8 protein-coding genes and 2 pseudogenes are annotated in these 13,275 nt (G+C 43.0%); 4 read left to right on the top strand and 6 right to left on the bottom strand.

From position 1 onward, the window contains the following. Nucleotides 1-9: 9 nt before the first annotated feature. The 3 genes from WR49_RS15570 to WR49_RS15560 form a co-directional block, all read right to left on the bottom strand. A complete protein-coding gene (locus tag WR49_RS15570; protein WP_046224624.1) occupies nucleotides 10-1,383 on the bottom strand; it encodes a YcjX family protein in 1,374 nt (457 codons plus the stop codon). Between the two features lie 195 nt (nucleotides 1,384-1,578). Then, on the bottom strand, nucleotides 1,579-1,764 hold the full coding sequence (locus tag WR49_RS15565; protein WP_017057524.1) for a hypothetical protein: 186 nt from the start codon (nucleotides 1,762-1,764) through the stop codon (nucleotides 1,579-1,581). 164 nt (nucleotides 1,765-1,928) lie between these two features. Next, nucleotides 1,929-3,446, bottom strand: a complete 1,518-nt coding sequence (locus WR49_RS15560; RefSeq protein WP_046224623.1) for a fumarate hydratase — start codon at nucleotides 3,444-3,446, stop codon at nucleotides 1,929-1,931. A 245-nt stretch (nucleotides 3,447-3,691) separates the two neighbouring features. Between WR49_RS15560 and pabB the strand changes: the two genes are divergently transcribed. After that, complete coding sequence (gene pabB, locus WR49_RS15555) at nucleotides 3,692-5,065, top strand: aminodeoxychorismate synthase component I (protein WP_046224622.1); 1,374 nt, start codon at nucleotides 3,692-3,694, stop codon at nucleotides 5,063-5,065. Nucleotides 5,066-5,250: 185 nt separating this feature from the next. Here the strand turns inward: pabB and WR49_RS15550 are convergent. Both WR49_RS15550 and WR49_RS15545 read right to left on the bottom strand, forming a co-directional pair. After that, nucleotides 5,251-6,969 (bottom strand): annotated as a pseudogene (locus WR49_RS15550) (ATP-binding protein). A gap of 1 nt (nucleotide 6,970) precedes the next feature. Continuing rightward, a pseudogene (locus WR49_RS15545) lies at nucleotides 6,971-7,512 on the bottom strand (heme NO-binding domain-containing protein). Nucleotides 7,513-7,827: 315 nt separating this feature from the next. Between WR49_RS15545 and WR49_RS15540 the strand changes: the two are divergent. The 3 genes from WR49_RS15540 (at nucleotide 7,828) to WR49_RS15530 (ending at nucleotide 11,471) form a co-directional block, all read left to right on the top strand. Then, complete coding sequence (locus tag WR49_RS15540) at nucleotides 7,828-8,418, top strand: CoA pyrophosphatase (RefSeq protein WP_046224621.1); 591 nt, start codon at nucleotides 7,828-7,830, stop codon at nucleotides 8,416-8,418. A 318-nt stretch (nucleotides 8,419-8,736) separates the two neighbouring features. Next, a complete protein-coding gene (locus WR49_RS15535) occupies nucleotides 8,737-9,990 on the top strand; it encodes an aromatic amino acid transport family protein (RefSeq protein ID WP_046224620.1) in 1,254 nt (417 codons plus the stop codon). A 119-nt stretch (nucleotides 9,991-10,109) separates the two neighbouring features. Further along, entirely contained in the window at nucleotides 10,110-11,471 is a 1,362-nt protein-coding gene (locus WR49_RS15530) for an L-serine ammonia-lyase (RefSeq protein WP_046224619.1), read from the top strand. A 204-nt stretch (nucleotides 11,472-11,675) separates the two neighbouring features. On the opposite strand, the gene WR49_RS15525 is transcribed toward WR49_RS15530, so the two are convergent. Continuing rightward, nucleotides 11,676-12,818 (bottom strand): amino acid permease, encoded by a 1,143-nt coding sequence (locus WR49_RS15525; protein ID WP_156155681.1) that lies wholly within the window; start codon nucleotides 12,816-12,818, stop codon nucleotides 11,676-11,678. Nucleotides 12,819-13,275: the final 457 nt, after the last annotated feature.

Genomic DNA, 13,275 nt, shown 5'->3' with positions numbered 1-13,275 from the left:
TTGCCTCAATTATTTCAACTTGTCGCCAATGAGATACTCTAAAACCTTGTCGACTCTTAGATGTTGGCAAGGCTCATCGGAATGTTGCTCCATCGGTCTAAAGCTCGTGAAATCAAACTGGTTGGTTTCCCAATACTGTTTGTTGGGCAACTTACGCGGCACTTCTCCCGGATACATGGTTTGAGGGACATTATCCAAAGTCACACCTTGCAACGCCGGAACATTGTCTGAACTTGACGAGATATAACCCGCGCTGGTCGCTTGAATAGACGCGATACTCATACAACTCATGTCGATGTGTTCAAATGCCGCCTGTTGCCAAGCCGGATGCACCATCTGTTGTAGCAGTGACACCAAGTTCGGATGTTGATCCGGTGTCACGTGGTCAGCCTTAGTGGCTGCAAACAAGATCTTGTCGATCTTCGGTGCAAACAGACGCCTTAAAATATTGCTTCGACCGTACTTAAAGCTCTTAAGTAACTGTTCTAACGCGCCACGCATATCCATGAAAGAGTCATAGCCCGCATTAAGTGGCTGTAAGCAATCCACCAGTACGATTTGTCTGTCGAACGTCGCGAAGTGATTCTTGTAGAACGCTTTGACGACCTTCTGTTGATACTCTTCATAACGCGCTTTCAGTACCGCATAGTTACTTGTTTTTGAGAACTTACCTTCAGGTGCGATACACGGGAAGAATTGCAGCACAGGCGCGCCTTCAAGCTCACCGGGTAATACGAATCGACCCGGTTGTACCCAATGCAGTCCGTTACTTTTACAAGTATGAAGGTACTGGGTGTAGCTATCGGCAATCGCGACCAGTTTCTTTTCGTCCGCTTCAGCTAGCAAGTCAACGTCACCACGCATTGCGTTCCACTGTTGCGAGTAAGTTTCTCTGTCGCCTTTCAATTCGGCAAACTGAGATTGGCTCCAGGTATCGAAGTCCATATCCAGTAACGGCAAATCAAGCAGCCACTCTCCTGGATAATCGACAATATCGAGATAAAGGGTGCTGTTTTTACTCAGTAGCTTTTTCGCGCCCTTCGCAGGCTTATATTTGATTGCTAGACGAATCTCACTGACATCACGCGTTGGCACTGGCCACTCTGGTGGCTGCGCATTCAAAGATTCCATCGCTTCATCGTACGAGAAACGGGGAATCATCATGTTGTGTTGTGGAATACGTTTAGCACCAATAATTCTTCCATCTCTCGCCGAGGCAAGAAGTGGTAGATTTTTGTGGGTAGACGTATAAAGAAGCTGATTAACCAGCGAAGTAATGAATGCTGTCTTGCCCGCACGAGAAAGCCCCGTGACCGCTACTCGAATGTGAGAATCCGTTCCTCTGCTTATAAAGTCACTCATTTCTTGAGTTAGGTGTTTCATTTGAACGACTCCGTTATAAATAGGCTAGCTGCTTATGATAATAGAGAGGGAAGCCTATGTTCTTTCCCTGTTGGGATAGTTTGTATGCTTTTGCTAATAGTGGAGAGTATGCAATACCCATTCTTAATGCTAGATGAATAAAAGCCCCTGACTACATACATAATCAGGGGCTTTAAATTTTTTCGTTGATGTCTACTAATCGTCTTCTATCAGCTTGTAGATAACAAACAGTGTTATCTCAGAAATCAACCACAATACACATGTTATGGTTACGTATTTGTCGTTAAAGATGCTGATTCCGTGCAAGATCAAATCGTAACCAATGAAACTACCAATCACCACTGCCAAGATAATCTGTAGGATCTGAATAAAACGAGGCATTCCTCTCTCCTATGTTCTTATATCAAACGATATGTTTATCACTATATCATTGATAATAAGACAAAAGTGCAAATAATGCTGCACTTTTGTCTTCAACTTTCTGTCAAGAATTGCAATTCAAACACTGAAGCTAGCGTCTGCTTCGACTTTTTGACTTCAGAAAATTATGCTTTTTCAGCTTCAGCAATTTTCACTTTCCACGTGTCAGGGCCGATCTGGTGCGCGTTCACGCCGTTAGAGTCAACCGCTACTGTTACGGGCATATCTTCAACTTCAAACTCGTAAATCGCTTCCATACCGAGATCTTCAAACGCAACAACGCGTGCTTTTTTAATTGCTTTCGCGACTAAATAAGCTGCACCGCCAACCGCCATTAGATAAACCGCTTTGTGCTCTTTGATTGATTCAACCGTTGCAGGACCACGTTCCGCTTTACCTATCATGCCCATGATGCCAGTTTCGTTTAGCATCATGTCAGTGAACTTATCCATACGTGTTGACGTTGTTGGACCCGCAGGGCCTACCGCTTCATCGCCTACCGCATCAACAGGGCCAACGTAGTAAATGAACTTACCTTTGAAATCAACGCCAGCTGGAAGGCCTTCGCCGCTTTCGAGCATGCCTTGAATACGTTTATGCGCTGCATCACGACCTGTTAAGATCTTACCTGATAGCAGAACCGTTTCGCCTGTCTTCCACTCTTGTACGTCTTCTTTGGTTACTTCATCAAGGTTAACACGACGTGTGTTTGCGCCCGCTTCCCAAGTGATGTCTGGCCATTCTTCTAGCTTAGGTGGCGTTAGCTCTGCAGGGCCGCTGCCGTCTAGTGTGAAGTGAACGTGACGAGTCGCTGCACAGTTCGGGATTAAGCAAACTGGCTTAGAGGCTGCGTGTGTTGGTGCTGTTTTGATTTTCACATCAACCACAGTCGTTAGGCCGCCAAGGCCTTGAGCACCAATACCCAGTTTGTTTACGCGGTTGAAGATGTCTAAACGAAGCTCTTCTTCAGCGTTCTCTGGACCTTTGTCGATAAGCTCTTGGATATCGATGTGTTCCATAAGAGATTCTTTCGCTAGTACCGCTGCTTTCTCAGCCGTACCGCCGATGCCTATACCAAGCATACCCGGAGGACACCAGCCTGCGCCCATTGTTGGTAGCGTCTTCTCTACCCACTCTGCAATATCATCAGAAGGGTTCAGCATAACCATCTTGGTTTTGTTCTCAGAACCGCCGCCTTTCGCCGCGATTTGAATTTCAACTTTGTTGCCTGGAACCATATTAATGTGAACAACCGCTGGTGTGTTGTCTTTTGTATTAATACGCTTACCTGCAGGGTCCATTAGGACAGACGCACGCAATGGGTTGTCTGGATTGTTGTAAGCTTGACGAACACCTTCATCAACCATCTGTTGTACTGTTTGATCCGTTTCCCACCTAACATCCATGCCGATGTTCACGAAACAAGTAACAATACCCGTATCCTGACAAATTGGACGATGACCTTCCGCAGACATGCGCGAGTTGATAAGAATCTGAGCGATCGCATCTTTTGCTGCTTGGCTCTCTTCTTTCTCATACGCTTTTTCTAGGGCTTGGACAAAGTCTAAAGGGTGATAATAAGAAATGTACTGAAGTGCGTCAGCGACACTGCTGATCACATCTTGCTTACGAATAACCGTCATTGCATGCCTCTTTATTGTTCTGGTTCCATGTGGGTCCATGGTTTGACTATTCAGGCCTAATTGGCTTAGCTTTTTATTGTGTTAAGCTGTATTTAGTTGCTTTAGCAATCGCTTGCATAGCTGTAAACTAAACCATTTGTATTACACCGTTCTAATCAAGAACCCATTTTATTTTCAATTTATGATACTCTTGCTTCCTCTCACACGCCATGCAGTGATCGAACTCTTTGTCACAAATTAAACAAATGAATAACAACGAATTTCGCTCTATCCAAATAAAGCCGCTTGAATATCAATCAACTTTAGCTAAACGGCTGTTTTCCCATATTGAAAACCTGCCGTGGGCAATGCTATTACGCTCCGCTTCAGAAAGCCACGTTGATAGTCGATACGATATTTTAGTTGCTCAACCCATCGCCACCTTCGAGACAATCGGCGTCAAAACAACCGTTAATGTAAACGAAGAACGTAAGGTGTCAGAGTCAGATCCTTTCGAACTACTCGACCAATATCAGCAGCAATTATTGCCTGCAACCAAAGGCCACCCTGAATTACCATTCGTTGGCGGTGCTTTAGGCTACTTTAGTTATGATTTGGGGCGCAGAGTTGAAACACTTCCGTCTCTTGCAAAGCGCGATATTAACGCACCCGACATGGCGGTTGGTTTGTATGAATGGGCAATAGTGGTTGATCACAAGCTTAAGACAGCGTGTGTGGTTGGACAGAACATCGAGGCGCACTGGAATTGGTTATCTGAGCAGCAAGGCAAATCTCAAACAGAGGAATTTCGCCTAACGACACCGTGGCAATCGAACATGAGTGAACAGAGTTATTCTGACAAGTTCGAGCACGTTCAAGAATACCTGCTGTCTGGCGACTGTTATCAGATTAATTTAGCTCAGCGCTTCAATGCCAAATACCAAGGCAGTGAATGGTTGGCCTATGAAAAGCTTGAACAGTATAACTCAGCCCCCTTCTCCGGTTTTATCCGTTTGACCGAATGCGCAATCATCAGTGTTTCGCCTGAACGATTCTTAGAACTCAATAGTGGCACTATTGAAACAAAACCGATCAAAGGCACACGCCCTCGTTCTGAAGACCCTATAATTGATGATGCCAACGCACAAGACTTAGCAAGTGCCGATAAAGATCAGGCAGAAAACTTGATGATCGTTGACCTGCTTCGTAATGACATTGGTCGAGTAGCAAAACCGGGCACCGTTCATGTACCAAAACTGTTCGACATTGAAAGCTTCCCTGCGGTTCATCATTTAGTAAGCACAATAAGAGCTGACCTTGATGACCAATATTCAGCAACTGCTCTACTGAGAGCTTGCTTCCCTGGTGGTTCGATTACTGGTGCACCTAAAGTTCGCGCAATGCAGATCATTGAAGAGCTAGAGCCTCATCGACGTTCAGCGTACTGCGGCAGTATTGGCTACATCAGCCGAAACGGTAGAATGGATACTAGTATTACCATTCGTACGTTAGTGGCAGAGAACAATACCCTTTACGCTTGGGCTGGTGGTGGTGTGGTGTTTGATAGTGATTGTGCATCTGAATACCAAGAGACGCTGGACAAGTTGAGTCGGATCTTGCCCGTGCTCGAAGACAGCTAAGCATCAGTCCAATGTTTGACGACGTTTACCCGTTGGCGTTCAGCAAATAAAGCAAACCCTAGGTTATCCGGTTGTCATCATGACCACTTAGGGTTTTTAGTTTCTTTCTAAATGCATGTTGTCCACGGAATTCACTAGCTCAACTTAAATCACTGTAGTTTTACCTAAATAATAAATAGCTTGACCTAAACAACAGCAGCAGGTGTGGAACCCCACTTCTTAAGCATATCTTTGAGGTCATCCGCTGTGTAGGGTTTACTGAGTATGTCATCCATACCAAACTGAATACAGCGTTCACGCTCTTCCAGTGTTGTGCCCGCAGTCAGTGCCACAATCGACTTGTTATACCCTTTCTCTCTTAAGGTTTGTGTTGCTTCAAAGCCATCCATGACTGGCATTCTGCAGTCCATAAATAAAATGTCGTATTCATTGGTACATGCTAACTCAAGCCCTTCGACACCATTGCTTGCGATCGCAGGCTCTATCTCATACTTACGAAGCATTTGTTGGATGATGACCTGGTTCATCTTAATATCATCAACCACCAGTACTTTTAATAACGACAGTTCGACATCTGACTCGAGATCTTTAGCCTCTCGTTCGCTGTTAGGCAATATATCGATAACTTGCAGCGGAATTGCGATAGAAAAAGTCGTTCCTACACCCACGGTACTCGAAACTTTAATATCACCGTGCATCATCGCGACTAACTTGCGACAAATCGCTAACCCCAACCCTGTACCTTCATAGTTTCGGCTACTAGAGTTATCAGCTTGTGTAAAAGGTTCGAAGAGTGTTTCATGAGCAGACTCAGCGATTCCAACCCCAGAATCTTGTACCGAAAAGAAAAATTGATTATGTCGCCATTCTATATCAACACTTACGTGACCTTCTTCAGTAAAATTGATGGCATTACCAATCAGGTTCACAAACAACTGTGTAATGCGCTCCAAATCCCCATTGAAGTGAGTCGGCATATTTTGGGCAACATTGACATTAAATTGCAGTTGTTTCTAAATGGCTCTATTTGTAAAGATGCTGTCGATAGTGTTTCTCAAATCCTTCAACGCAAACTTCTTCGGAATAAGTTCCAACATGCCCGCATTGATTTTACTGTAATCGAGTAGGTCATTAATGATGGTTCTTAGAAACTCACCAGATTGGCTTAGGTTGTTCACTAATTCGCGCTGTGAACTTGTTAATTCGGTATCACTAATCAGTTCCGCACTACCCAACAATCCGTTTAATGGGGTCCTTAACTCGTGGTTTATCATGGCAACAAAATCGCGTGTCGCCCTTTCAGATTCTTCCGCTCGTTGACGTGATTTAATATTGCGGTTAATGGCAAGCTGATGAGCCAACGCACTGCATATAAGGTCGGCCACCAACGATAATTGACTCTCAATAAACTCATAGTCTTGTACAGACAAATTAACTTTAACAATCAGTGCACCAACAATCACCTTCTCGACTTCAAGGGGCACCGTCAGTATATTGCCTTCCCATTGAGGCATCTGTATATCATGTGTTAGCTCGCCAACGGTTTTGTCGCCATAGTCGTACGTTTGAAGTTCTGGGATTAGCTTAGGTGGCAGTATTAAGCGGCTGGCTTCGATAAGGTAACTGTTCATTACATTAGTCGTTAGTTCAGACAACATAACATCATCCAGATCATTACGGAGAAACGCTCGTCCAAAATCAATCAACAGGTTATCGACTTGTTCTTGAAACTCAATACGACGCAAATTCGCTTTAGAGCGCTTCTCTAACTGGCGCAAAGCAAGTTCAAGTTGCTGGTTAGTCTCAAATAGTTCCAGACTTTTTTGCTCCAACAATCTTTCAGCTTCTTTTCTTGCCGCGATCTGTCGCTTAAGTTTCTTTTCTAGCGCGGATGCCAAACTCATATTACTTTTCTACTTTAAGATTAAACCTAACCACACTTTGCTCATCATTTTGAGGTGTCATCTCTATTACAATCGATTAACTATAGTAATCAGCACAACCCTCAATGAGTCCTAAACATACATGCGACATACACCTCGCACTCTTATAATCGAATATAAGCTGCGCTTCTGTAGTCGTTATAAAACTAAATTCTGGTGGCTCAGCATCCGGATAGAGCTTCTTCACTTCTACATGAATATAATGCTCTACGTGTTGGATAAATTGGAAAGTGGTATTGCTGTGCTTAAGGCTGGCTTTATTAGGTATAGAAGCTAACAGGTTCTTAAAGACAGACTGACCAAACACTCGCTGTAAACTGGCAGCATCTATATTGGTTTTTTACTTAGGTTAATGATGAGCTTCACAAGATTTTTATGGTCGTAACTACCTACAGATGTGTAAATCCCTTCATCTTCTGACATCTCTAAAACTTCTTCCAACAACTCTAATCCAAATTTGTCTTCAACAAGCTCTAAAAATTCGGTGAATATGATTCCTTTCATCGCATGCCTTTTTTTTATTTCTTTTTAGAATGGGCTACTAAATTATTGTGATCAAATTCTTAAACAAAAAATATACGTTTCATCACCCAATTATATGACATGGATAACGCTTACCAATTTAAATGCACATATTGAATATGGGGGAATGGTTATTTTTAAGTTGAATTTTGCACTTTTACTATTAACTAATTATCCAAAAGAACAGAGTTCTCTTGTTAAAACTATGGGAAGCAAGGCAAATTTTAGTCAAAGTTGGTAATCTACTCGGTGTTATGCTTATACTTAAAATTATAATTATCAATATATTGGGTTGATATGAATAGAAAGAACTTCCTTCAGCAATTCCAACTGAATACAGCTGTCGGTTACCACCCAGAGTCTATTGAGCGTGTTGCTCACATAAGCCGGGAACAACTTCGCAAAGCGGCAGTTGTGGTCGGTTTAGTTGATCGCGAAGACGGTTTACATGTAATTTTTACTAAAAGAGCCGCTCATTTAAAGCATCACCCAGGACAAGTGAGCTTCCCTGGCGGAAAACACGAACTTTCCGACCCTTCAATGCAGTTCACAGCACTGAGAGAACTTCACGAGGAAGTAGGAATTCGATCGGATCAAGTTAAAATTGTTGGGCAATTACCAGCACTAAGTACCATTAGTAAATTTTATGTTACGCCAATTGTTGTATTAGTCGATCCCAACTACAAAGCGGTTATAGATGTGAACGAAGTCGCCTCTATTTTTGAGGTACCTGCCACCTATATTTTGGACCAAGCCAAGCTTCATAGTCATACCGTTAATTTAAGAAAAATCAAACACCGTGTTTTTGCCATGCCCTTCCAAGAGCACCTAATTTGGGGCGTTACAGCTCAAATCATTCAGTCACTGCAACAGCACGTAATGCAATAGATCACACTGAAACCACACCTTGTTTAATCTTTGTTAACAAATTCGAGCCTTTCTATGGAACAGATTTATTAATGCAATTTTACGCAAACGTTTATCTGATATAAATCTGTACAAACCACCCCTTCAAATTAGAAAAACTAATAACAGGCATGAGCATAAATCACCTGTGGCACGCTATTTTCGTGATCAAAAATCCGTTTTTCGCATATCATGTGACACGCCGTTTCATTACATGATTTAGATCTACTTTTTACTAAAGAAAATTCTGCAAAATTAGCCCCGACTTATTTCCTGTTCCCAAAAAATGAGTAATTTAACATGAACACAACAACTTCTTCGGTAAGTGCCGTTAAAGATTCAAGCAAGTTTAACTATAAAGATTTTACCTGGTGTTTATCACTATTTGGTACAGCAGTTGGTGCTGGCGTACTGTTCCTTCCAATCAAAGCTGGTGCGGGTGGTTTTTGGCCACTAGTTATCCTAGCTCTAATCGCGGCACCAATGACTTGGTTCGCACACAAATCTCTAGCTCGTTTCGTACTGTCAGCTAAAAACCCTGAAGCCGATATTACAGACACAGTTGAAGAACACTTCGGTAAGACTGGCGCAAACATTATCACTTTCGCTTACTTCTTCGCTATCTACCCGATCGTTCTTATCTACGGTGTTGGTATCACAAACACTGTTGATTCTTTTTTAGTAAACCAAATCGGCATGGAATCTATTCCTCGTCCTCTTCTTTCTGGTGCACTTATCCTTGCTATGACAGCAGGTGTTGTATTCGGTAAAGAGCTGATGCTAAAGGCAACTTCAGCAATGGTTTATCCGCTAGTATTCATCCTACTAGCTCTTTCTTTTTACCTAGTTCCTGAATGGAACACTTCTATGATTGACGTTGAACCTGAGTGGTCAACAATGCCTTCTATCATCTGGCTTGCCATTCCAATCATCGTGTTCTCTTTCAACCACAGTCCAATCATTTCACAGTTCTCTAAAGAGCAACGTCGTGTATACGGTGAAAACGCAGTTAAGAAAACTGACGCTATCACCGGCGGCGCAGCAATGATGCTGATGGGCTTTGTAATGTTCTTTGTATTCTCTGTCGTGCTTTCTCTATCTCCAGAGCAACTAGCAACAGCACAAGCACAGAACATCTCTGTACTTTCTTACCTAGCTAACATTCACGAGTCTCCACTTATCTCTTACATGGGTCCTCTAGTCGCGTTCGCAGCGATTACTTCAAGCTACTTCGGTCACTTCTTAGGTGCTCACGAAGGTCTTGTTGGTCTAATCAAGTCTCGCTCTGACTCTTCAGTAAGCAAGATTGAAAAAGTGTCTTTGGCGTTCATCGTTGTTACAACTTGGATTGTTGCGGTCGTTAACCCAAGTATCCTAGGTATGATTGAAACAATGGGTGCTCCAATGATTGCAGCTATCCTGTTCCTAATGCCAGTATTCGCGATGCAAAAAGTACCAGCAATGGCTAAGTACAAAACTTCAGCACCTGTACAAATGTTTACAGCTTTATGTGGTCTAGCGGCTATTAGTTCTGTAATCTACGGCGCTCTTTAATCTTAAGCATTTTTTATAAGATGGTATTCATCTTATGTCTCGAGATTAAACACAAATATAATGATAATAAATGAGCCTCCCTACTCCACTTGGGAGGCTCTCTTTTTGAGGTAATCGCTATGATTAGTGTATTTGATATCTTTAAAATCGGTGTTGGTCCATCGAGCTCACATACAGTTGGACCGATGAAAGCGGGTAAAGAGTTTATTGATGACCTACGTTCAATGGGAAAGTTGCGCAACATCACTAAAATCACCGTGGACGTATATGGATCACTATCACTGACAGGGAAAGGTCACCACACAGATATCGCTATCATCATGGGTCTTGCTGGCAATACTCCTGAGAAAGTAGATATTGATTCCATCGCAGGTTTTATGGCTCGCGTAGAAGAAACTGAACGTCTACCTGTTGGTATGCACTGTCATACTGTTTCGTTCCCTAAAGATGGCGGAATGAATTTTCATACTTCGAACCTTTCATTGCATGAAAATGGCATGAGCATTCATGCTTGGGTTGATGACGAAGTAGCATACTCAAAAACATACTACTCAATTGGTGGCGGTTTCATCGTTGACGAAGAGAACTTCGGCAAAGAAGAAGCAAACCCAATCAAAGCACCTTACGAATTCACAACAGCTGAAGAGCTGGTTAATCAGTGTAAAGAAAGTGGCCTTTCTATTAGTACACTGGTTATGAAAAACCAAGCGGCTTTCCACTCAGACGAGGAGTCTCGCATTTACTTCTCGAACATCTGGAAAACGATGCGTGAATGTATGGATCGCGGTATGAATACTGAAGGTATCCTGCCAGGTCCATTGCGCGTACCTCGTCGTGCTGCAGCACTTCGCCAACAGCTGATCACTTCAGAAAAAACAACTAACGACCCAATGACGGTTGTTGACTGGGTAAATATGTTTGCGATTGCTGTAAACGAAGAAAACGCAGCTGGCGGTCGTGTAGTAACGGCACCAACAAACGGCGCATGTGGCATCATCCCAGCGGTATTGGCTTACTACGATAAGTTCATCCAAACAGTGACAGAAAAAGACTACATCCGTTACTTCGCAGCTTCTGGCGCGATCGGGGGTCTATACAAGCGTAACGCTTCTATATCTGGCGCTGAAGTTGGCTGTCAGGGTGAAGTTGGTGTGGCATGTTCTATGGCTGCTGCAGGCCTTGCTGAACTTATGGGCGGTAGCCCAGAGCAAGTATGTATGGCTGCAGAAATCGGCATGGAGCACAACCTAGGTCTAACGTGTGACCCAGTTGCTGGCCAAGTACAAGTACCATGTATCGAGCGTAACGGTATTGCTGCAGTAAAAGCAATTAACTCAACTCGTATGGCACTTCGTCGCTCTTCTGCTCCTACTGTTTCTCTCGATAAAGTTATCGAAACGATGCTAGAGACAGGTAAAGACATGAACGCTAAATACCGTGAGACTTCTCAAGGTGGTTTGGCAGTTAAGGTTGTTTGTTAATTAACATTCGTTTGTTAGTTAATATTGGCTTGCTAGTCCGTATTCATTTATTGGCCAGCATCAGTTAACACGCCAACACTTAACTCTGTCTGCTTGATAACGAGCAGATAATAAAAAGGAACGCCGATGCGTTCCTTTTTTGTATCTGAAGCTTTTGTAGCTGAAATTTGGTGACTGATTTATTCAACTCACCAAATTGTTTTCTTAAATCACTTGTGAGATAAGCAAGAAGCAACCAAATAGCAATGAGAAAAGCATCATTGGTCGGCCACCTTCTGCGCTGTATCTGTCTTCCGCTACTTTCATAAAGCGCTGCTTGTGAACCATCATCAACGGAACAAACACGGCTAAGAACACTAAGATGATGCCGGCGTAATTCAGTACTTGTAAGAATTTGTCAGCAGCAAGCAGAGAACCCGCCAAAGGTAAGATGAAACTAATGCAGTACGTTACCGCGGTGTTTTGGTTGAACATGTCCTTATTCTGGTTGAACAATGCCATCGCTACACCAAAGAAAGAGGTCAACAACGCCAAGCCAGTGAAGGTAGACAGAACGTTACCCACCCAAGGAGACTGAGCCTCAAACGCTGCCATCAAGTCAGAGACATTCTTAAAGCTTCTGAATTGCTCTTCATTCAAATTGCCCACGACAGCGAATAACCAGCATAGGTAGCACACTAGTGGAATAAGGGAACCTGTAATCACCATATTTCTTAACTGTGTGTCTGTCGCTTCGTGGTTGTAAGAAATCAAGGTCGGGATCACTACCATAAAACCAAAACTGGTAAACAGAATTGCACTGGTTTTGATTAGGTCAAGATGATCATGACTTGTCACTTGCGACAAGTTAGACACCGTCATTCCCGGAGCCAAAAACACCATGGTTGTTACCAAACTGCCTAGCATCACGAAAAACAACAAACGATTAAGCTTATCGACCACTCCTGTACCACTTGCCACAATCGCACCAGCGATCACTGTGAAACCGATCTGGCCATTCGTTGCTGTTATTTCTAAGCCAAAGTTAGACAGTACCTTACTCAGTAGATCACCAGCGCCTAGGATGTAGGCCATTAATAGGCAAATCAGTAACGCGTAAAGCAAACCATTGGTGATCAGCTGGCCCTGCTTGCCCAGTGTTTTTCGTGCAATTGAGTTTAATCCTAGACCGCCACCCGCTTTGATGGTCGCTTCTAGAAGTAGTAACGCTGCATAGGTGGTACCGAAGCAAATCAGTACCATCAGCAATGTACCGTACAGCAATCCAAATTGAGCTAATACCATTGGGATCGCAAGCATACCAGCACCGAGAGCGGTACCAGCGATAATTAGGGAGCTACCCATCATTTTAATATTCATTATTTTTAACTTATTTGTTTAGTTTTTATAGGTGTGAGTCTTCGTGCATTAAGTGGATGACAAAGGAATTCAGATAGAAATAAAGTTATAAAACGAATAACAATAGGAGCGATAAGCAGTAAAGAAGCGTACAGAAACGTTGTCGAACAGGGCGTTCAAAGGGGAGCTTGTCTTAAAAAAGGGAAAACGAGATGCATAAATTTTCGTTAACTGATGTGGTGAACCTTCCGTCGGTTCAATAATCGGTGAGGTAATCTTAAATTTCATGTATGTGTCCAGTAAATCACATTCCATAGCACTTGAAACAGCGTATCCGTTGCTGCCCTTCCTCTAGCATTAGAGGCCTTTTTATCTTATAGAATGAGCCTCGAAACACAACGCTATAACCACACTTTTTGCTATTAAATTGCACAAAACAGCCATTTGAACAAAATTCAACCACCAA

The sequence above is a fragment of the Vibrio sp. ECSMB14106 genome (genome assembly GCF_000972265.1).
GTDB lineage: Bacteria > Pseudomonadota > Gammaproteobacteria > Enterobacterales > Vibrionaceae > Vibrio > Vibrio kanaloae.
Note: the sequence above shows the minus strand (reverse complement) of the source record. Positions and strands in the feature narration are given on the sequence as shown.

What these genes read in the sequence shown, in the direction of transcription:
- WR49_RS15570 (WP_046224624.1), bottom strand. Translation starts at nt 1,383, where the DNA reads ATGAAACACCTAACTCAAGAAATGAGTGACTTTATAAGCAGAGGAACG.
- WR49_RS15565 (WP_017057524.1), bottom strand. Translation starts at nt 1,764, where the DNA reads ATGCCTCGTTTTATTCAGATCCTACAGATTATCTTGGCAGTGGTGATT.
- WR49_RS15560 (WP_046224623.1), bottom strand. Translation starts at nt 3,446, where the DNA reads ATGACGGTTATTCGTAAGCAAGATGTGATCAGCAGTGTCGCTGACGCA.
- pabB (WP_046224622.1), top strand. Translation starts at nt 3,692, where the DNA reads ATGAATAACAACGAATTTCGCTCTATCCAAATAAAGCCGCTTGAATAT.
- WR49_RS15540 (WP_046224621.1), top strand. Translation starts at nt 7,828, where the DNA reads ATGAATAGAAAGAACTTCCTTCAGCAATTCCAACTGAATACAGCTGTC.
- WR49_RS15535 (WP_046224620.1), top strand. Translation starts at nt 8,737, where the DNA reads ATGAACACAACAACTTCTTCGGTAAGTGCCGTTAAAGATTCAAGCAAG.
- WR49_RS15530 (WP_046224619.1), top strand. Translation starts at nt 10,110, where the DNA reads ATGATTAGTGTATTTGATATCTTTAAAATCGGTGTTGGTCCATCGAGC.
- WR49_RS15525 (WP_156155681.1), bottom strand. Translation starts at nt 12,818, where the DNA reads ATGATGGGTAGCTCCCTAATTATCGCTGGTACCGCTCTCGGTGCTGGT.